Below are 21,018 nucleotides of genomic sequence, written 5' to 3'. Positions count from 1 at the left end.
TCGCAAAATCACTGGCTTCTTGGCAGGTAGTTGGCAACATTTTGTGGGGTGACGAGCTCGAACGGAATGTAGTTTTCGCGCGGGATCTTTTCACCCTTCATGAGTTTGACGGCAGCATCGACAGCGCCGGCTCCCTGGCCGGCGGCATTTTGAAAAACCGTGACTGCGAGGTCGCCTTCAGTCATTGCTGCCAGAGCGGGCTGGATCGCGTCGACACCGGCCACCACCACGTCCTTCATCGCGACGTTGTTACGCTTCAGGGCACGGATCGCTCCGAGCGCCATATCGTCATTGTTTGCGATGACGGCATCGAACTTGACTCCTGCAGATATCCACTCCTGCACCTGGGCGTCGGCGAAGTCTGGTGACCAATAGGCCGCCTGACGTTCGACCACCTTCAGGCCTTCGCATTCCGGACTAGCGATAACCTCGTCGATGTCTTTCGTGCGAGCACGAGCAGCTGCATGAAAGGGCTCCCCCATCAGAACGGCGAGCCGCCCCTTGCCGTTGAGGAGTTTGCAGACTTCCTTCGTTTGCAACGAGCCTGATTCTTTTTCGTCCGAGGCGACGACTGTTTGATTGTCCGGCAGATCCGCGACATTTGCGGGCACGTTGTTAACGTAGACAAGCGGAATGCCGGCTGCTGCTGCCACCGGAGTTAGTTGTGCACCTAGATCTCCATCGGAGAGGAGGACGATAAGGGCATCGACCTTGTCGGCTGCGAGTTCTTCAATCTGCTTCCTTTGTAGCTCATTGTCGCCTTTGGCGTTCTTTGTGACGACCTTCAGTCCGGCACTGTCCTTCGCGTGAGACAGCAACCCATTCAAAAGCGTCGTGTTGAATTCGTCGAGATCAGCTACTGAAACGCCAAGTGTCTCAGCGGATGCACTTGATGTAAACGTTAACATAAGCAATGCGGAAAATATAGCGTGTCGCATTTTTCCTCCAAAATTGTTTGCCGAACGTTTTGATCATCTGCAAATTTAGTAAAAATAGCTTTAAAAATGCTGTGACCTTCGCAGTTGCTCTTTAAAGAGCAATGGGGCCGGACGACCATCCGGACACCGGTATGCGGCGTCTCCACCCCATTGATTTTGCGGTTGCAACGGTCAGGTCTATCGCTTGCGGATGTCCCGTGAGCTCATCGAAGAGTCCCTGACGAGCTCACTATGAGGCGCTGGTCGGTTGCGCATAGGCCCATGGCATGAGGGCGTCGATGTCTTTGGCGAGGTGGCCATTGGCGAGGCTGATGAAGAGATCGCGCAGGTAGGCGTATGGTTCAACGCCATTCATCTTGCATGTGCCGATCAGACTGGCAAACCGGGCCCAATTGCGGCCGCCCTCATCATGACCGGCAAAGAGCGCATTGCGGCGGTTCATGGCCGGGCTTCTGATCGCGTTTTCGACCAGGTTGGAGTCAATGTCGACGCGGCCGTCGTCCAGGAACAGCCGGAAGCCATCCTGACGTTTGAGCATGTAAGCCATGGCTTCGCCGACGTCGGACTTGCGTGAGACGCGCGCGGCCTGAGCCAACCAGGTGAAGAACTCGTCCACCAGTGGGCGGGACAGGTTCTGGCGGACAGCCCGGCGATGATCGGGATCACAACCGCGGATGCTGTCCTCGATCTTGTAGAGGGCGGCGATGCGCAACAGCGCCTCGTCGACGATGGGCGACCCCTTCTTGGGCTTGGCCTTGATCAGTTTTCTGCGGCCATGCGCCCAGCAGAAGGCCAGCTTCAACGGATCGCCGCCCGTGCGGTCTGGCGTAGCAAGGTGCGAATAGCCACCGTAGGCATCGACCTGGATCGTGCCGTTGAAGCCATCGAGGATTTCTGCGGCATATTCGCCTTTGCGCCCAGGCCGATAATGGAACACTACGCCCGGCGGCGCAGATCCGTTCCAACCGCGGTCGTCGCGCAGAATAGCCCAGAGATAACCGGTTTTCGTCTTGCCGCGTCCCGGATCCAACACCGGGGCCGTGGTCTCGTCGACATAGAGCCGCGCGCTTTCCGACATCAGCCGTTTGGCCATGTGGTCTACCACCGGCGCGACCGCAGCACCCGTCCGACCCATCCAATCTGCCAGGACCGTGCGGTCGATCGGCACTCCGTGTCGGGCCATGACTGCCGCCTGACGGTTCAGCGGCATGTGTTCGGAATGCTTCGACACGGCAATCTGCGCCAACAGGGCTTCCGTCGGCCAGCTGCCTTCCAGCAGATGTGCCGGCGCCCTGGCCTGAACCACGCCCGTGCGACCCTTGGGGCAGGCGTATTTCGGGCGGATCGTGACGATCACCTGGTAGCACGCCGGAATTTGATCGAGCCGTTCCGTCCGATCTTCGCCGATCCGAACCATGTTGCCGCAACCACAGGGGCAAGCAATGCTGTCGGGCTCGATCACCCGCTCGACCCGCGGCAGGCCCTGCGGCAGCGCGCGTGTTTTGCGCTCCTTGCGAGGAACAGCCTTTGCGGGATCAACTGCGCTGGCCGCGATCTTTTCCTCGACGAAGGCGATCTGGGCCTGTGTTTCGGCAATTGCCGTCTCAAGATCTTCCAGCGCCAGTTCCATCTGCGTCGGATCGAGTTTTTCCGATTTCGGTCCGAACTTCGTACGCCGATAGTCCTGAACCTGGCCCTCAAGCTTCTCGATCAGCTGCTTCAGCTCGGTGATGAAGGCGTCCTTCTCGGCCACCACCGCCTGCTCATGCTGACGTGCCGCACGCTCGACCGACAGCTCGAACTGCACCGCCGCAAAGGCTTTCAATACCTCGGGAGGAAGGTCCGGGAACTGGCTGAGATCAATGGCCGAAGACATGCGTCTTCATAGCAAATCGAAGCAGAAAAACCCAATAAAACAATGCCAAAATAGGGTGGCTGAGTCATCCTGCCGCAGTCGGCGCTGTTACCCGTTGCGCCATAACCCGTCGCCAATCAAGCCCTTCGAACAAGGCTTCGTATTGAGCCCGAGAAAGACGCATCGTTCCATCCTGCACCTTGGGCCAAGCAAAGTTTCCTTGCTCCAAAACCTTGTAGATCAGCACCATTCCGGTGCCATCCCATACCAGGATTTTTAGGCGATCCCCGCGCTTCGACCGGAAGATCACCGTCACCCCGGAATGCGGATCAAGCTTCAATTCGGTCTCAACCATCAATGCCAGCGCCTGATGGCCACAGCGGAAGTCCACCGGCCGCGTCGCGATCAGGATCGGTAATCGTTGGCCCGCGACGATCACGCCGTCCCTCGCATCGCACGCACCAAGGCTGCAACCCGATCAACCGGCACATCGCCGGGAACCCTCACCACGAGGTCTGCGCCTATTTCTACTGTCACGATCTGCGAAGCGGCCGCGACCGGATCCGGGATCGGCAAAGCATCGGTAGCCGTCTTCGGCTCCGTCGTAATCGCAAGTGGCACAAAGGCGGGTTCGATAGGCCCGTCCTCAATGGCTGGCATCAGTTCGGCAGGCAGCGCCAGAAGACCCTGACGTGCTTGTCGTCGCCAGCAAGAAAGTTGATGCGCAACGAGATCATGACGACGCGCAACGTCAGCGACCCTAACTCCAGGCTGAAGGCTCTCCGCAACAATCCGCGCCTTCACAGCATCGGGCCATCGTCGGTTTCCACGACGAGGCTCCACAACTTCGCATCGCCCGACAAATCCTTCACCATCCGCCATGCCAAATCTCCAGCCTTGCCGAAAACCTTGTGGCAGAAACCTCAATGCTCAGAAACACACGGAATCAATGGGATGTAGGCGGCGCATACGGACACCGCGCCAAGCTGGTGTCTCATCTACACCGGAACCCATTGAGGAGAATATCTCGGAATTGCGCCCACCGGGAAACACATCACCTCTAATTCCACGCACTCATAAAGTTTCGTGACGGCAAGTTTGTTGAGCATTGGGGAAGTGGCCGACGTTTTCCGATTGAGCCAGCAATTGCGCGACTGACCTCGATTGGTCCTGCGCAACATGCCGCGTCGCAAAACCCGACGAGCTGATTGGTCTTGCCTTCAAGTTGAAGACTCGCAGAGCTCGAAGGACTTAAATGGCGTTTGCAACGCGGCGGGGGTGCGGGTTCAGAACCGTGTCAGGCGAACGCTCGAACCAATTATCGCCAACAGATTCAGCTGACAAAAAAGGTCCATGGCACAACTCACCAGCTGTCATCACACCTCGGGCGAGAGAACCGCAGCGCTATCTTCGTCGCCAGCGGAGCGGGTGCGAGCGCTGAAATTGCTTGGCATCCACCAATTGGGTTCGTTGCCCAGCAACAACTGGAAAAAGCCTGCTGCATAGTTCGAGTCCTCGTTGGCATTCTCCCGAAAGGACCACCAGCTTCGAAGATCATCAACCATCTGGCTCACATGGACGTCTAGATGAAATTCCTGATCCATCGTCGCAGCATAAACCGTCAAGCAAAATGTCGCAGCCACATATCCTTCCGGCCAAAACGCCGCTGCCGATTTGGGATCAACGCTTGCGGGAGGACATGTGGCCTTGATCGGCAGGTCTCCGACGAGTTCGCGCAATACAAGAGACGGAGCAAACTGAAAAAAGTCGCGTCGCTGTTCCTTCTCCTTTGGTTTCTGACGATCAATGCTTTCCAGCCAGCGAACAAATGCTCCAGCGAGCTTGATGTCGTCAACGACAAATTCGCAACCCATCGCCTCGCCACAAAACGTGGCGTGTGAGTGAAACGCAGCCTTGAACCAATGAAGCTGCCTGACCGAAACTCTGAGCGGCTTGTTGGTTCGAGGAAGATTATCGATTGATCGCGATAGATCAAACATGGATCGCGCTCCGTTCAAAAAGCGAGGCCAGAGCCGAAATATCTCTCTTATGATATAGATCCAAGACCTTTTCTTGAAGAGCGATAGCAAGCTCGGTTGCGGCAGAAATCATCGCCTCTCTGCTGACATCCTCTGATTGCGCCAGCATTGAGAGCAGCCCTGCAAAAACGGCAACCACGTTCGTTCCGGTACGCGTGACTGCCGAACGTTCGTCCAACTTATCTATTGCTATCGATCCGTCATCGGCAAGCTCCAGTGTCAGCTGAGCCGCCAGCTCGAAAACGTCCTGAGAGCCCGCAAGGCGCGCGAAGGCTCGTCGGCCGGCACTTTGATTGACGAGCGCTCTTCTTGCGCCAATATGGCTCAATACGAGTTTCATCGTTTCGTAATAAGCGACCGAAAACTCGTGTTCCGGCCGCGAAGAAACACTGATTTCGCGTAGACTTGCCAAATTCGTGGTCGAGTCGCCGAGGACGGAGTGAGCAACATTGCAGACAAAATGATCAACGTTGCGAGCCAGGATCTCAATCTCGTTAAGAGCGGAAAGGGCTATGCCCGATGCGGGCGCCGGGAGTCGACGCGGCGCAGTCTCCTTTACCGTATCGCGACCTTTTCGCAGGGTATAGCGCAACACCCTCAACGCGTCTTTGAGCTGCGTCGTCTGTGGAGCAAATTCTGGCGACATCCCGACCTACCCTCTTGCCTCATTGCACCCCTGTCAGAGCAGCAATATCATAGCCCAATCCGCGCCTAGGTGTCCTCTCAATAAATGCGCGAGTCGCATCATAATCGACCACTCCCGCCTGACTTCCAAGGCCGGTGGCGTTTAACGCGGAAGACGCTTGGCCGAGCTCGACCGCATCCCGAGCAGACAGTCCTTTTACCAAACCGCTGGCGAAACCGCCATTGAAGCAATCGCCGCACCCGCAAGTGCACTTCACGTCGACCTTGAATGCCGGAGAGTGGAACTCCAAGCCGGATTGGTCATGGTAGTACGCACCCTCTGCTCCCAAAGTCAGAATGACGCACTTCGCCCCTCTGCTGAGAAGGAAATCCGCCAGATCCTTGTTGTGGGTTAATCCAGATAGCGCCTGCGCTTCCTCTTCAGAGGGAAGAAAATAGTCGGTGTAAGGCAAGAGAGCTTCGACCTTCGGGAGATCGTCGGACGTTGACGCGAAGACGTCAAGCGTCGTTACCACACCGCGGCGGCGCGCTTCTGCCATGATTTCCGCGGTACGACCACAGTCGTCCATCCGATTCATCAGACCGACCCCACCGACATGCAGGATTTTTGTGTCAAGAACTCGATCCATTTCCGAGTCTGATACGAAGAAAGCATCGGTCGCGCCGCGCTTATGGAGTGCTGGTCGCTGACCGTTCGGCCGCGTCGTCACGATCGAGGAGGATGTTGTGTAACCCTCGTAGCGGCGCATCATTGTAGTATCTACATCGAAAGACTGGAGCTTCATGCGGACCCAGTCGCCCATGTCATCATAGCCCACTCCGCCGACGGCTTGAACCCGGAGGCCGTACTTGGCTGCCACGATGGCAGCCGAACCTGCCGCGCCGGATACGGCCAGCGTGAAGTCTTCCACGAAAAGGGTTTGCCCCCCTCGCGGGATCTCCGTGACCGGTCGGCAAAGAGCATCGAAGGTGTAAAAGCCGACGGAGCTGAAATCAAAGGTCGCCGCCATCACTGAACTCCGACCCTGTTGCCGTCACTGTCGAAGTAGTAGAGCCGGTTGGGATCAAACCCGATCGTCACAGCTGAATCAATTTTTGCACGGAAGTCCCGGCCAGCTTTGATTTCAAAGGTCTTTTCTGGAGAGCGGACAGACAGATAGGTGATGTCGCCGGTGGGCTCGACGCCGTAGACAGTGCCTTGGAGATTCTCGCCACCAATCCGGCAATCCTCCGGCCGAAAGCCGAGGGTAACCTGACCGGAGAGCTTGGCAGGGCAGGCGACTTTAACGCCAGGGGCCGAGAAAGTTCCATCTTGTGCATGGCCCGACACCAAATTCATCGGCGGCGATCCGATGAACCCCGCCACAAAGGTATTCGCGGGATTCGAATAGATCTCATCGGGGGTCCCGATCTGCTGGATTATGCCTTTATTCATGATAACGATTCGGTCGGCAAGCGTCATTGCCTCGATCTGGTCGTGCGTCACGTAAACTGTAGTCACCTTCAGGTCGCGCTGCATGTGTTTGATCTGGACCCGCATGCTCGCACGCAGCTTTGCATCGAGGTTTGAAAGCGGCTCGTCCATGAGGAAGACTTGCGGCTGGCGAACAATGGCACGTGCGAGCGCAGCACGCTGCCTCTGGCCTCCTGAAAGCGCGCCAGGTTTGCGTTCGAGGAACGGCCCAAGCTCAACCATATCCGCGGCTCGACGAACGAGGCTATCATGCTTGTCCTTTGGAACGCGCCTCATTCTAAGAGGAAACCGAATGTTCTCGTAGATCGACATGTTCGGGTAGAGGGCATAGCCCTGGAAGACCATGGCAACGTCCCGATCGCGGGCATCGACTTCGTTCATGAGGTTGCCGCCGATGCGGATCTCGCCCCCCGTTGGATGCTCCAGACCAGCAATCATGCGCATCGTCGTGGTCTTGCCGCACCCCGAGGGGCCTAAAAGGACCAGAAATTCCTCGTCAGCGATATCGAGAGTTACGTCCTGAACGCCAAAGAATGAGCCGAAGCTCTTCACGATGCTCTTTAGTTCAATAGATGCCATGGAATTATCCTTTCACAGCGCCCATCGTCAGGCCACGCGAGAGATGCTTCTGGATCAGGACAACGAGGATCAGGATCGGAGCGAATGCGAGGAACGAGACGAGTGCGATTGCGTTGTAGATCACCCCGTCGGAGCCGCCGGTGAAGTTGGCGAGCGCAACAGACATCGTGTAAGCCTTCGAGGTTGATGCGATGAGGAGGGTGAAGAGAAATTCGTTGATTGCGAAGATGGCGGCGATTACAGCAGCCGTTATGATGCCGGGCAGACACGCTGGGATCATTATTTCCCAAAGAATGGTCAAGTCTCCCGCGCCGTCAGTACGGGCAGCGTCTTCCAGTTCCTTTGGAATATCAAGCATGTAGCTTCGGATGATCCAGGTGACGAGGCTGAGGTTGATAGCCGCGTAAATGAGCATCAGTGCCCAGACGGAATCCAACAAACCCATGTTCTTGAACAGGAAGAAGATCGGCACTGCAACAATGGCAGGCGCCATCATACGCGTCGACAGGATATAAAAACCGATGTCCTCTCTGCCGCGGAACTCATATCGAGCCAGCGCGAAGGCTGCGGGAATAGCCAACAGCAGATCGATGACGACAGAGCCCGCGACCGCAACGAGCGAGTTTCGCAGATAGGAAGCGATTGGCCAGTCGCTGACGAGCAGGCGCCAGGCGTCCAAGCTCCACGTCGGCCAGTAGATCGGCCTTGGGACGATGATTTCCGTTCTTGGTCTGAAGCCGATTGTCAGGAACCACAGGATCGGAACAAGACAAAAGAGCGCCCATGCGACAAGTATGATGTAGCGAAGAAGGAGGCTTTCACCGCCGCTTTTTCGAATGCTAGCCATCTCATGATTTCCCAGATTTGAATGCGCGCTTAACGACAGTTTGAGCGATTACGATCGTGAAGATCAGCATCAGCACAGATGCCGCGGACGCGTATCCGAAATTGAACATCCTGAAGCCTTGGCGATAGATGAAGTAGCTCATCGTCTCCGTCGCACCGCCTGGTGTGCCTTGGGTCATGATGTAGACGTTTGTGAACATTGTTGTGATGTCGATGCCGCGCAGCGTTACGGCCACCACGATGATAGGCCTCATCATCGGCAGTGAAATGTTCCAGAAAATGCTGCTCCAGCTTGCCCCGTCCAATCGGGCCGCTTCCTCGATTTCCTCGTCCTGACCCTGAAGTGCGCCAACGAAGATGATGAAAAGAAAGGGCGTCCACTGCCACACGTCCGCTACGATCAGTGTAAGTCTGGCCAGCCAAACCGATGAAAGCCAGTCGACATTGTTGGAGACCACTCCAATCGACATGAGGATATCGGAGATTACCCGGCCATCATTGAATGCGAGCTTCCAGATGAATGCCACCGCTGAGGGCATGAACAACATCGGCATCAGGAAAATGATGCGCCAGCCGCGCACAAAAGGGTCACGGTAACAGAAAAAGGCCACAGCCATCGCGATCACGGATTGGAGGGCCAGGGAGATGCCGCCAATAATAGCGGTGTTTCCCAGAGCGGCCCAGAATTCGCGATCCTGGATGATCCGCGTGTAGTTGCCGAGCCCGATCCAGGACCAGTTGACGAACTTGACGAGGAACAGGCTTTGGTACATCGCAAATAGACCCGGATATAGGGTAATCGCGAGTAAGTAGGCCACGGCAGGTCCAACCAATAGATACGGGAAGACCTTCCTTGCCGTAGCCGAACGGGGCCGAGGTCTAGCAGGTACCTTTGCGGTGGAGGCGGCAAACGCCGCCCCCGTTTCAAGTCTTTGAGCCGAATGTGTCATGATCTTAGAAAGGCAGTGCCTTGCCCTTGCCCACGTAGAGGCCTGGCTCCACGTCCGAGTAAGCGATCGGAGCGCTTCCACTTGAGAAGCCGTTCTTCTCCAGGATACTCTTCCAAGCTTTTTGCCCGTTCTCGAGGGCTTCCTTGGCTGAAATCTGACCGGTAACCGCTCGGTTGATTTCATTCCCGAGCGCCTGCTCCATTTCGAACATCCCAGGAATGCGAGGAGCGCACCATGCATGCTCCAGACTGTCCGCCCAGACCTTCATGGGCTGGCTAACCGCCCGAAGACGCTCGTTTGCGAGAACAGATCGGTACCCCGGAGCAACGCCATTCGCGTTCGCTTCGTTCATCGCCATGATCGACGAAGTCGTGAGAAACGCGAGCATTAGGAACGCGCCCTCGGGGTTCTTTGACGTGGCTGCAACGCAAGAGGTCGACCCAGCAATATTCGGTGGAGCGAAAACGCCTCCTGAAATCCGGGGCTCGTAGATCGTAACGAAATCATCGACAATCTTCGACTGATCCGGCCGCATGGCCTGTGTGCCGCTATCCTGCCAGCTTATGTTTGCCGCGACCTGGCCACCAAGCCAGGCTGCACGGTTTTCACCCCAGCCGGCACCGGAAACACCTTCGATGGCGTTTTTCTGAAGAGCCATGATGATGTCCATAGCCTTCATACCGGCATCACTGGTGAGCTGCGGGTTCCACTGATTGTCAAACAGCGAAAGACCTGCTTGTGCCGCGATATGCTCCCAGGTGTAAGTTGCCCAGAAACCGCGTGCCGCCATCAGGCCCACGCCGGCTACGCCACCCCCGAGCTTGTTTGCTTCAGCAGTAATGCGAATGAGTTCGTCGTAGGTCGGCACAGATTGAGCACGATCGATGGGTCCGCCGAGAATTTTCTCCATGATCGATTTGCGCAGGTGCACCATCTGGACGTCGCAGTCGAACGGGATACCGACGAGCTTGCCGCCGACGTAGCCGTAGTTCAGACGATAGGTGTCATAGAAGTCATCTAACGGCAGCTTCCATTTGTCTGCATACTCACTGAGATCGGCGAGGAAGCCTGGACCTGCAAAGTCTCCAAGCCAAGGCGAGAAGAACTGCAAAGCATCGAAGGACGCGTTCCCGGAAATGAATTCTGAAATCGCCTTGTCGTAGAAGCTGTCGTCGGGGATCGGAACAAGTTCTACCTTGATGCCTGACAACTGTTCAAAGGGCTTGAGCCCCTCGGCTGCAGACTCCTGGTCAGCGGCGCCTACGGCAAATCTGACGGTTTTTCCGCTCTGCTCCGAGCGAACCTTTTCCCAATCTACCGTACGGATCCAGTCCTTTGCCGGATCCCACAGTGGATCATCCGACATTTTGTAGAGCTTTCGGTAGTCCTCGCGGACGTAGTCCTTTACGGAAATCTTGTCCAAAACGGATTGGACATCTGGCAGACCCGATTGCGCAAACGCGGGCAGCTTCAGGGCCGAGGCTGCGCCTGCTGCCAGCCCGAAAGCTGCGGTATGCCTCAGGAATCCGCGGCGGGATACGCCCGAACTTAAGATCGTCATGTTGTTAGTCCTCCCAATCCGAATAAATCAGTTGAATGCCAATGGAGGCAAGACTGTTTTGGTGCGGCCTCCACTCCGCCCCGATCCTAGCAAGCGCTCAGTTGGAATGAACAATTGCTATTGCAAACTACAATGTGTTCATATCCTTTGGCTGTCAACTGATTTTTGTGCTGCTTTCTGGGCGAATGATCGAACATCGAGCATAGACGACAAATATTTGTGCACGGCATCAGCGCTGTAACGGTTTGCAATCCCGGCACTTCGTAACCAACCGCGATCTATCCACTGAGCAATAAATCTTGTACACGACACGAAATTACGAACACGGCGCCAGTGTAACTGCGCGGGGATTGAACCCGGTTTGTTATTGGCGCCAGCTAGAAGGGAAGCAAAGATGCAGACCACGCCTCCAGTCGTCATGATTCAGACCGAGTCTGAAAGGCTGCGGGCGCGAGTGGCGTGGCTCTACCATATAGAAAATTACACTCAGAACGACATTGCGGCTCAATTAGGCATCAATCGCGTAATGGTCGTTCGACTTCTTGCGGAAGCCCGTCGCCGCAACGAAGTGCGTGTTACAATATCCTCGCCGCTTTCCGATATGATCGCCCTGGAAAGGGAGCTGGAGACGACGTTTGGGGTAAAGCAAGTAATCGTTGCGCCCTTCGCTGATCCTGACGGTGACCCGACAAAGGTAATCGCGGCGGCAGCGGGAACGCTGATAACAGGATTAATGCGTTCGGGCATGATCGTCGGCGTAGGTTGGGGGCGCACCCTTTACAACACGTTGCCATTCATTGCTGGGACCGCTCTCGACGACTTCCGCGTCGTCTCGTTGCTCGGCGGTATTTCTGCTGCCCGCCGTTTTAATCCCGCAGAGTTTGCCTGGCAGTTCGCAGAGCTTTTCAAGGGTGAAGGGTTCCTGGTAACTGCACCGGCAGTCGTCGACAGTCCGGAGACGAAGCATGCTTTGCTGGAAAGATGCGGTCTTGCCGCTGTCTTTGAGATGGCCGATAAGCTGGACGTCGCACTTCTGTCGGTCGGGGGCATCTCCGCGCTGACGACGAGCTATCGAACCGGGTATCTCAGCGAGGCAGACCGCCGCTCCTTGATAGATGCTGGCGCTGTTGGAGACGTTCTTTATAACTTCATCGATAAGGATGGGAACGTCATCGACCATGAAGTCAACTCTCGGGTTATATCGGTGAACCTCGATCGTCTGCGGCGCACACCCGAGCGTATCCTGATTTCCGGAGGCCCAGAAAAACTGGAGGCCCTTCGTGCCTCGCTTGTTACAATCAGGCCGACTATTTTTGTGACCGACGAACAGACTGCCGGTGCGCTGCTGAGCCTGATGGCACCAGGCGCCGAGCGCGGGCACGCCAAGCTTAGCTAGACCCCACATTTTTTCGTCTCCTTAAAGGTTCCTCGGCAGCTCTGTCCTGGTCGAAATAGAGCTGCGCAAAATTGCGTGGGGCTGCGCCAAGCTCGTTGGTGCCGGCTCGTGTCCGCGCGCCCACTCCAGCACAAAATTATGTTCGTTTTTGAGATAAAAGTTCTTTGCATCCATGAAAATCGGCTGTTTTCAGCCTCGCTCGATATCAAACAAGAACAGACGTGTTGACGAAATAACAAATGTACATTACCAATCATCCCGAATGAATTTGGGAGGAATGGAATGCCCATTAATGTTGCGCCAACCGGGCTCGCACGCGATCTCGTGCGTCGGGAAACCGAGGGAAGGCCTATTCGTATCGGCCTAATCGGCAGTGGGGAGATGGGCACCGACATCGTGACCCGCGTCGCTCACATGCCCGGGATCGAGATCGGAGCGATCTGCGATCTCAACGTTGCCCGTGCTCGCGAAGCCGTTGATATCGCTTACCGGGCCGATGGCCATCATCGCGATGCCGCGAGCGCTGACCAACTCAATTCCGTGATTGAAGCTGGGAAGATCGCCATCACGGCCGATTCCGCCAATATCCTGAACAGCGGACTGATCGATGTCGTTATCGATGCCACCGGCGTCCCGGCAGTTGGCGCCGAAATCGGCCTGGCGGCCATGGAGCATGGCAAACACCTCGTGATGATGAATGTCGAAGCGGACGTTACGATTGGCGCCTATCTTAAAAGCGAGGCCGAGCGGCTCGGAGTGACCTACTCCCTCGGCGCTGGAGACGAACCATCGTCCTGCATTGAATTGATCGAGTTTGTTTCAGCGATGGGCCATCCGATCGTCGCGGCAGGCAAAGGCAAAAACAACCCTCTGAACATTGACGCGGTCCCGCATCAATACGCCGAAGAAGCGGCGCGCCGAAACATGAACGTTCGCATGCTTGTCGAATTCGTGGACGGCTCAAAGACGATGGTGGAAATGGCCGCGATTGCAAATGCAACGGGTCTTGTACCGGATAAACCTGGCATGCACGGGCCGGCGGCCACGCTTGACCAGCTATCGTCGGTGCTGGTGCCTGAAAAGGATGGCGGCGTCCTCACGAAAGTTGGTGTTGTCGATTATTCCATCGGCAAGGGTGTGGCCCCTGGCGTCTTCGTTGTTGCTGACATGTCCCATCCCCGGATCTCGGAGCGGATGGAAGATCTGAAGATGGGGAAGGGGCCGTATTTCACCTTCCACCGGCCATACCATCTGACCTCGCTGGAGGTCCCCCTCACGTGCGCCCGCGTCGTCCTCTATGGAAAACCAGACATGGTTCCTCTTTCCACCCCCGTGGCAGAGGTATGTGCGGTGGCCAAGAAAGATCTTCAGCCCGGCGATAAGCTCGATGCAATTGGCGAGTACTGCTACCGCGCGTGGATCATGACCGCTCCTGAAGCTCGAAGCGCCTCCGCAATTCCCTGCGGCATGCTGCAGGGCGGCAAGGTCACCGCGCCTATCAAGAAGGGCGAGTTGATTACCTACAACAACGCATCGGTCGCAGAAGGCTCTCGCCTTGCCGCTTTGCGCGCCCGGCAAGACGCCCTTGTTTACGGCAGGGAGGCTTAAATGGCGAACTCAGCAAGAGCAGTAAAGAGTGCCGAGACCAGCAATTTGCCCTTCATCTATAGACAATATACCCGCGAGCAGTTGCTGGACGCTCTTCGGAAGATGCACCTCATCCGTCAGTTCGAAGAAGGCGCTGAGGAAAGCTACACGCGTGGTCTCATCCATGGGACGATGCATCTGTCGATTGGGCAGGAAGCAAGCGCCATGGGTGTTTGTCTCCCGCTGACGCAACAGGATCAGATCACCTCGACCCATCGAGGCCACGGGCACTGCATCGCCAAGGGCGCGGATGTCAAACGCATGTTCGCGGAGTTCTTCGGCAAGACGACTGGCTACTGCGCTGGCCGCGGCGGCTCGATGCACATTGCTGACGTAACGACGGGCAACCTCGGCGCAAACGGAATCGTCGGGGGCGGATTACCCATTGCCGTCGGTGCGGCCCTCACGTCCAAGCGCCTAAACACCGGAAAGGTTGTCGTCTGCTTCTTCGGTGACGGCGCAAACAACGAAGGCGCATTCCATGAAGCATTGAACATGGCTGCCGTCTGGAAGCTTCCCGTCATCTTCGTCTGTGAAAATAACGGCTACGGCATGTCGACCTCGACCGCGCGCTCGACAGCGGTTGCCAATATCGCCGACCGCGCCAGTGCCTACAGCATGCCGGGCGTAATCGTCGACGGCAATGTGCTCTCCGACGTGGCCGAAGCCACTCACAATGCCGTCGAACGTGCGAAGCGCGGCGAGGGGCCATCGCTCATCGAGTGCAAGACCTATCGTTATCGCGGCCACTCCAAAAGCGACCGAAACCGCTATCGCACGAAAGACGAAATCGACGACTGGATGAGCAACCGAGATCCTATCGTCCGGTTCGAAGCGCAACTCCAGGAATTCGGTTTCGCAAATAACGCAGAGCTCGAGGCAATCCGGCAGTCGGTTCGCGATGAGATCGCGGCAGGCATCGAATTCGCCAAGACAAGTCCGGCGCCTGGCGTCGCAGACTTGGCTGAGAATGTTTATACGGAGCACGCATAAATGGACACCGGTGTTCGAGAACTCAGCTACTCCCAGGCTATCCAGGAAGCCATGGCGATCGCGATGGAAGCGGATGAGCGCGTCATTCTGATGGGCGAAGACATCGGCGTTTACGGTGGCGCTTTTCAGGTGACAGGCGATCTTGTGGATAGATTCGGCCCGGACCGCGTGATGGACACTCCGATCTCTGAGCTTGGTGGTGCCGGCGTCGCCGTTGGTGCCGCGATGACAGGATTGAGACCAATTTTCGAGTTTCAATTCTCTGATTTCGCAGCACTCGCGATGGAGCAAATCGTCAATCAGGCTGCCAAGATGCGCTATATGCTCGGCGGCGAAGTGTCGGTGCCGGTTGTTATGCGGTTTCCGGCCGGTTCGGGGACCGGAGCGGCTGCTCAGCATAGCCAGAGCCTCGAAGCCTGGTTGGGACATGTGCCGGGCTTGAAGGTCATCCAGCCCGCGACGCCACACGATGTCAAAGGGATGCTGCTTGCTGCTGTCGCCGATCCCGATCCGGTCATGATCTTCGAGCACAAGCTTCTCTACAAAATGAAGGGACCGGTTCCGGAAGGTCACTACACGGTTCCTCTCGATAAGGCAGAGATCCGTCGACAGGGTAAAGATCTCACGATCGTCGCGACGTCGATCATGGTCCATAAGGCGCTCGACGCCGCCGAACAGCTGGCTGCGGAAGACATCGACATCGAAGTAATCGACCTTCGTTCGGTGCGGCCGATCGACAGGGAAACAGTGATTGCAAGCGTCAAGAAGACGACCAGGCTTCTTTGTGTCTATGAGGGCGTCAAAACGCTCGGCGTCGGCGCGGAAATAAGTGCAATGATCGCCGAAAGCGACGCCTTCGATTACCTGGATGCACCGATCGTCCGCCTCGGCGGGTCCGAAACGCCTATTCCGTACAACCCGGAGCTTGAGAAGGCTGCCGTTCCACAAATCCCAGACATTTTGAATGCAGCGCGGGATCTTGTGAGGGGGGCGAGATAGAATGGCAACAGAAATCATTCTCCCCAAGGTCGACATGGATATGGCGACCGGCAAGATTTCGAAGTGGTTCTTCAAGGAAGGCGATCAGGTTGCGAAGGGCGCCGTCCTTTTTGAGATCGAAACAGACAAGGCGGCAATGGAAATAGATTCTCCTGCTGCAGGCATCCTTCGAAATGTCACAGGCGAAGAAGGCGTGGATATCGCAGTAGGATCGGCAGTGGCTTGGGTTTACGAGGACGGCGAGGAATATCTTGCCGCGCCTGAGCCATCTACTCCGCCCACGACCGGAAAGGCCGCACCTTCGGCGGCCTTTATCGTCGATCTGGTCGAGGCGAGAAGCCATGAGGCGTCGGTGGATCACTGCAGCGCAATTCGCGCGACCCCGTTAGCAAGGCGTCTTGCCCGAGAATGCGGCGTCGATCTTTCATCACTTACCGGAAGCGGCCCGCACGGTAGGATCGTCAGTGCCGATGTTTCAAAGACTCGTGTTGCAGAGCTCCCTGCAGCGCCGGCAGCGCCCACGACAACCGAAACTCCTGGTTTGGAACCTTCGTCAGCCAGTGCTCTGAAGCAGTTCACCGAGGGCACGTTCGACCTGCAACCTCATAGTCCAATGAGGAGAACGATCGCACGACGACTGCTTGAAGCAAAGACAACGATCCCGCATTTCTACCTTTCGGTTGATTGCCATATCGATGCTCTACTCAAGCTGCGAACTGAGCTGAACGCGTCTGCACCAGTGGCGGACGGCACGCCTCGCTACAAGCTGTCGGTCAATGACATGGTCATCAAGGCTTACGCACTGGCGCTTGGATCAACGCCCGACGCGAATGTTTCGTGGACGGAAGAAAATCTGGTACGGCATCGTTCTGTGGACGTGGGCGTTGCCGTATCCGTGCCTGGCGGTCTAGTTACACCGATCATTCGACATGCGGAATCTAAAACGCTTTCGATCATCTCCAACGAGATGAAGGATCTTGCTGCGCGCGCAAAGTCAGGCAAATTGAGACCTGGCGAATATCAGGGCGGTACCGGTGCGATATCCAACCTCGGCATGTTCGGAGTGAAGGAATTCGCAGCAATCATCAATCCTCCTCATTCAACCATCCTGGCCGTCGGCTCCGGGGAGAAAAGGCCAGTCGTCAACGCACAGGGCGACTTGTCGACTGCAACAGTGATGACCGTTACGATGTCAACCGACCATCGTGCGGTAGATGGTGCGCTTGGCGCAGAGCTCCTTGGAAAGTTTCGAGCGCTCATCGAAAACCCGATGAGCATGCTGATCTAGTTTCCTCCCAGGCCTCGGGGGGTCTCGGTCATGACGGGTGTCATGCCGGATCCCCCAAATTTTTCAAGGAAAGCAGATGTCCTACGACGTCATCATCATTGGCTCCGGCCCCGGAGGCTATGTCGCCGCCGTGCGTGCCAGCCAGCTGGGCCTCAAGACCGCGATTGTGGAACGCGAGCATCTGGGTGGCATCTGCCTGAACTGGGGCTGCATCCCCACCAAGGCTCTGCTTCGCTCGGCCGAAATTCTCGACCACGCCAATCACGCCAAGGACTACGGCCTCGTGCTCGAGGGCAAGATGAGCGCCGACGTGAAGGCCGTGGTTGCCCGCTCGCGCGGTGTGTCGGCACGCCTCAACGGCGGTGTTGGCTTTCTGATGAAGAAGAACAAGGTCGACGTGATCTGGGGTGAAGCCAAGATTACCAAGCCGGGCGAAATCGTCGTCGGCAAGTCGTCAAAGCCGGTGGTCGAGCCGCAGCATCCTGTGCCGAAGGGCGTCAAAGGCGAGGGCACCTACACCGCCAAGCATATCATTGTTGCCACAGGTGCGCGTCCCCGCGCCCTGCCGGGCATCGAGCCGGATGGTAAGCTGATCTGGACCTATTTCGAGGCCCTGAAGCCCGATGTGCTGCCGAAGTCCCTGATCGTCATGGGCTCGGGCGCGATTGGCATCGAGTTCGCAAGCTTCTACCGCTCCATGGGCGTCGACGTCACCGTCGTCGAAGTCATGCCCACTATCATGCCAGTCGAGGATGCCGAAGTCACCGCGATCGCTCGCAAGCAGTTGGAAAAGCGTGGCTTGAAGATCTTCACGAGCGCTAAGGTTGCCAAGGTCGAGAAATCTGCCAACAGCATCACCGCGCATGTCGAGACGTCTGATGGAAAGGTCCAGCAGATCACGGCCGACCGGATGATCTCGGCTGTAGGCGTCCAGGGCAACATCGAAAACCTCGGCCTCGAGGCTGTCGGCGTCAAGACGGATCGCGGCTGTGTCGTCATCGACGGCTACGGCAAGACCAATGTCGCTGGCATCTATGCCATTGGCGACGTCGCCGGCCCGCCGATGCTCGCTCACAAGGCCGAGCACGAGGGCGTCGTCTGCGTCGAGAAGATCGCCGGCCTGCCGAACGTCCATCCGACCGACAAGGGCAAGGTCCCGGGCTGCACCTACTGCAACCCGCAGGTCGCCTCCGTCGGTCTGACGGAAGCCAAGGCCAAAGAAGCCGGCCGCGACGTCCGCGTCGGCCGCTTCTCCTTTGCCGCCAACGGTAAGGCGATCGCGCTCGGCGAAGATCAGGGTCTCTGCAAGGTGATCTTCGACAAGAAGACCGGCGAATTGCTCGGCGCCCACATGGTCGGTGCCGAAGTCACCGAACTCATCCAGGGCTTCGTCGTCGCCATGAACCTCGAGACCACGGAAGAGGAGCTGATGCACACCATCTTCCCGCATCCGACCGTTTCCGAAACCATGAAGGAAGCCGTGCTCGATGCCTACGGTCGGGTGCTGAACGCTTAATTCACCGGCAAAAGTGAGCTTTGCGACGCGTTCGACGGTCTTGGTGCGTTATTTTGACAACAAACAAAACGGAGTTTCGGATGGCACGCATCACGCTGAGGCAGTTGCTCGACCATGCTGCGGAGCAAGGTTACGGCGTCCCCGCCTTCAACATCAACAACATGGAGCAGGCACTGGCCATCATGGAGGCCGCGGATGCGGCTGATGCTCCTGTCATCATCCAGGCATCACGCGGCGCGCGTGCTTATGCCAATGACATCATGCTCAAGCACATGATGGATGCGGTCGTCGAAATCTATCCTCACATCCCGGTTTGCGTGCATCTCGACCACGGCAACGACCCGGCGAGCTGCATGACGGCGATCCAGGCGGGCTTCACTTCGGTCATGATGGACGGCTCGCTCAAAGCGGATGCGAAGACACCGGCCGATTGGGACTACAATGTCGGCGTGACCCGGAGAGTGACTGAGATGGCGCATCTCGGCGGCATTTCCGTCGAAGGCGAACTTGGTGTACTTGGTTCTCTCGAGACTGGCATGGGAGAGGCTGAGGACGGACATGGCGCGCAAGGCAAGCTGTCGCACGACCAGTTGTTGACCAATCCGGACGAGGCTGTGAAATTCGTGCGCGAAACACGCGTCGATGCACTGGCGATTGCCATGGGAACTTCGCACGGCGCCTATAAGTTCACGCGCAAGCCCGATGGTTCGGTGCTGGCGATGAACGTGATCGAGGAGATTCACAGCAAGCTGCCGAATACGCATCTCGTGATGCACGGGTCGTCGTCGGTTCCGTTCGAACTGCAGGAGATCATCAATAAATATGGCGGCCGGATGAAGCCCACCTGGGGTGTGCCGGTCGAAGAGATCCAGCGCGGCATCAAGAATGGCGTGCGCAAGGTCAACATCGACACTGATGGCCGGATGGCGATGACGGGGCAAATTCGCCGGATCTTGCAGGAAGATCCGAGCGAATTTGATCCGCGTAAATATCTGAAGCCGGCAATGGCGGCGCTCACCAAGCTTTGCAGGGAGCGGTTCGAGCAGTTCGGCACCGCCGGCATGGCTGAGCGCATTACGCCCCTTCCTGTTTCGGAGATGGCAAAGCGCTATGCGTCCGGTGCGCTCGATCCAGTTTTCTCCTGAAACTCAGTGCGCGCAGCTCTGTCGTCAACTCTCATCCGTCGGGAAGCGGACTGGCACAGCTGTGTGGCAAGCAACCATGCGGATTTCGCCCGCGAAATCGCCGTGCAGGTAAATGCCGAGTTTCATCAAGATCAGCCCTGATCTGCACGGAATTCGTTCGTGCTGAACTTGGCCCGCCGGGGTCCTGTGGACTCCAGCCGCAACGACATAGGCTCGGGCAATTTCTGTCTCGTGAGTTGAGAGTCGTGAAGCGCGGCTATTTTACTGCGCCTCCTAGAGAGAAGCCTGCTTTGAATTGGCGAGACATTGCCAGAAACAGGATGATGATCGGGAAAGAGTAGACAATGGAATAGGCGGCTATGGCACCATAGTCGATCGAGTTTGAGCCCATGAATCCGAAGAGGTGCACTGGTGCTGGTTGATCAGCCAGTTTGTTGATGAGAACCACTGGCATCAGAAAGTTTCCCCATGCGTTAACGAAACCGAAAATCGCAGAAGAAGCGAGACCTGGTTTGGTCAGGGGCAGTATTACACGAAACAGTATCTGAAGTGTGCTGGCTTGCTCAAGCGCGGCTGCCTCCTCAAGCTCTGGCGGCACCGCGTCCACAAAGTTCTTCAACTGGTAAATTTGGAACGGAATAGCGGTTACTCCGAGCAAGATCCCCGTTGGGATAATGGACAGCCATCCTAACGTTGAGAACATTTTGTAGACGGGCACGATCAAAATCGAGATCGGTACGCCGGAGAGGAACAGTACGGTCAGCAGGAGTGGATTTTTGAACGGAATGGTGTGCTTCGAAAATACATAAGCGGCGATGAACGCGGCTGCCGTACCAACCACGGTGGCGACTGTCGATATGAGTAGGCTATTTCCGAGCGCAGCAAGATTGTCGGCTTGGATAGCAACCCAGTAGTGCTCCGCCGTCAAGTCCGGGGCCCTTAGCTGGTTCGTCGCACCATGATCGACTGAAGCGAGCACCATCCACAGCATGGGCAACACGAAGAACACCGCCAGCACCAGTGCGGTGGAATTGCTGACAACGCGATCTGCCGTAATCTTGTTCGGTCTGTTAGCCTTCTGCCCTGGTGGTGGGTTTGAAGTGCGCTCGACTAAGGTTGTCTGCATTACAGTTCCCTTTTTCCCTGG

General features: G+C 56.9%; 19 protein-coding genes. 7 read left to right on the top strand and 12 right to left on the bottom strand.

The window, feature by feature from the left end:
- Positions 1–8: 8 nt before the first annotated feature.
- The 11 genes from NBG89_RS32740 to NBG89_RS32690 form a co-directional block, all read right to left on the bottom strand.
- Positions 9–938 carry a substrate-binding domain-containing protein gene (locus NBG89_RS32740; RefSeq protein WP_431324763.1) on the bottom strand — a complete coding sequence of 310 codons (930 nt, stop codon included), beginning with the start codon at positions 936–938 and terminating at the stop codon, positions 9–11.
- Between the two features lie 229 nt (positions 939–1,167).
- A complete protein-coding gene (tnpC, locus tag NBG89_RS32735) occupies positions 1,168–2,814 on the bottom strand; it encodes an IS66 family transposase (RefSeq protein ID WP_431324762.1) in 1,647 nt (548 codons plus the stop codon).
- A gap of 64 nt (positions 2,815–2,878) precedes the next feature.
- Positions 2,879–3,232: an IS66 family insertion sequence element accessory protein TnpB gene (gene tnpB, locus NBG89_RS32730; RefSeq protein ID WP_431324761.1), complete on the bottom strand. Its 354-nt coding sequence runs from the start codon at positions 3,230–3,232 to the stop codon at positions 2,879–2,881.
- A complete protein-coding gene (tnpA, locus tag NBG89_RS32725) occupies positions 3,229–3,675 on the bottom strand; it encodes an IS66-like element accessory protein TnpA (protein WP_113133470.1) in 447 nt (148 codons plus the stop codon). The genes tnpB and tnpA overlap by 4 nt, the downstream gene beginning before the upstream one ends.
- Before the next feature lie 494 nt (positions 3,676–4,169).
- A complete protein-coding gene (locus tag NBG89_RS32720) occupies positions 4,170–4,793 on the bottom strand; it encodes a hypothetical protein (protein WP_431324760.1) in 624 nt (207 codons plus the stop codon).
- On the bottom strand, positions 4,786–5,478 hold the full coding sequence (locus tag NBG89_RS32715) for a hypothetical protein (RefSeq protein ID WP_431324759.1): 693 nt from the start codon (positions 5,476–5,478) through the stop codon (positions 4,786–4,788). Before NBG89_RS32715 ends, NBG89_RS32720 begins: the two co-directional genes overlap by 8 nt.
- A gap of 19 nt (positions 5,479–5,497) precedes the next feature.
- Complete coding sequence (locus NBG89_RS32710; RefSeq protein ID WP_431324758.1) at positions 5,498–6,487, bottom strand: carbohydrate kinase family protein; 990 nt, start codon at positions 6,485–6,487, stop codon at positions 5,498–5,500.
- Positions 6,487–7,530 (bottom strand): ABC transporter ATP-binding protein, encoded by a 1,044-nt coding sequence (locus NBG89_RS32705; protein ID WP_431324757.1) that lies wholly within the window; start codon positions 7,528–7,530, stop codon positions 6,487–6,489. Before NBG89_RS32705 ends, NBG89_RS32710 begins: the two co-directional genes overlap by 1 nt.
- 4 nt (positions 7,531–7,534) lie before the next feature.
- Positions 7,535–8,377, bottom strand: a complete 843-nt coding sequence (locus NBG89_RS32700) for a carbohydrate ABC transporter permease (protein ID WP_431324756.1) — start codon at positions 8,375–8,377, stop codon at positions 7,535–7,537.
- A gap of 1 nt (position 8,378) precedes the next feature.
- A complete protein-coding gene (locus tag NBG89_RS32695; RefSeq protein ID WP_431324755.1) occupies positions 8,379–9,326 on the bottom strand; it encodes a carbohydrate ABC transporter permease in 948 nt (315 codons plus the stop codon).
- Positions 9,327–9,330: 4 nt separating this feature from the next.
- The gene (locus tag NBG89_RS32690; RefSeq protein WP_431324754.1) at positions 9,331–10,887 is read right to left on the bottom strand and encodes an ABC transporter substrate-binding protein; all 1,557 of its coding nucleotides are present in this window, start codon (positions 10,885–10,887) and stop codon (positions 9,331–9,333) included.
- 394 nt (positions 10,888–11,281) lie between these two features.
- Here NBG89_RS32690 and NBG89_RS32685 point away from each other — a divergent pair, with 394 nt between their 5' ends.
- The 7 genes from NBG89_RS32685 (at position 11,282) to fba (ending at position 19,871) form a co-directional block, all read left to right on the top strand.
- Positions 11,282–12,283 (top strand): sugar-binding transcriptional regulator, encoded by a 1,002-nt coding sequence (locus NBG89_RS32685; RefSeq protein ID WP_431324753.1) that lies wholly within the window; start codon positions 11,282–11,284, stop codon positions 12,281–12,283.
- A gap of 282 nt (positions 12,284–12,565) precedes the next feature.
- Entirely contained in the window at positions 12,566–13,891 is a 1,326-nt protein-coding gene (locus NBG89_RS32680; protein WP_431324752.1) for an NAD(P)H-dependent oxidoreductase, read from the top strand.
- Complete coding sequence (locus tag NBG89_RS32675; protein WP_431324751.1) at positions 13,892–14,923, top strand: thiamine pyrophosphate-dependent dehydrogenase E1 component subunit alpha; 1,032 nt, start codon at positions 13,892–13,894, stop codon at positions 14,921–14,923. It abuts the gene before it with no gap.
- On the top strand, positions 14,924–15,922 hold the full coding sequence (locus NBG89_RS32670; protein ID WP_431324750.1) for an alpha-ketoacid dehydrogenase subunit beta: 999 nt from the start codon (positions 14,924–14,926) through the stop codon (positions 15,920–15,922).
- 1 nt (position 15,923) lies between these two features.
- Positions 15,924–17,210 carry a dihydrolipoamide acetyltransferase family protein gene (locus tag NBG89_RS32665; RefSeq protein ID WP_431324749.1) on the top strand — a complete coding sequence of 429 codons (1,287 nt, stop codon included), beginning with the start codon at positions 15,924–15,926 and terminating at the stop codon, positions 17,208–17,210.
- A gap of 76 nt (positions 17,211–17,286) precedes the next feature.
- Positions 17,287–18,726, top strand: coding sequence for a dihydrolipoyl dehydrogenase (gene lpdA / locus NBG89_RS32660; protein ID WP_431324748.1), 1,440 nt, complete (start codon positions 17,287–17,289; stop codon positions 18,724–18,726).
- An 80-nt stretch (positions 18,727–18,806) separates the two neighbouring features.
- Positions 18,807–19,871: a class II fructose-bisphosphate aldolase gene (gene fba / locus NBG89_RS32655; RefSeq protein ID WP_431324747.1), complete on the top strand. Its 1,065-nt coding sequence runs from the start codon at positions 18,807–18,809 to the stop codon at positions 19,869–19,871.
- A 256-nt stretch (positions 19,872–20,127) separates the two neighbouring features.
- Here fba and NBG89_RS32650 read toward each other — a convergent pair whose 3' ends face one another.
- Positions 20,128–20,997 (bottom strand): carbohydrate ABC transporter permease, encoded by an 870-nt coding sequence (locus NBG89_RS32650; RefSeq protein WP_431324746.1) that lies wholly within the window; start codon positions 20,995–20,997, stop codon positions 20,128–20,130.
- Positions 20,998–21,018: the final 21 nt, after the last annotated feature.

The sequence above is a fragment of the Rhizobium sp. YTU87027 genome (assembly GCF_050644135.1).
In the GTDB taxonomy this organism is placed as follows: Bacteria; Pseudomonadota; Alphaproteobacteria; order Rhizobiales; family Rhizobiaceae; genus Rhizobium.
The sequence above is the reverse complement of the archived record's forward strand: the minus strand, read 5'-3'. Positions and strand labels throughout refer to the sequence as shown.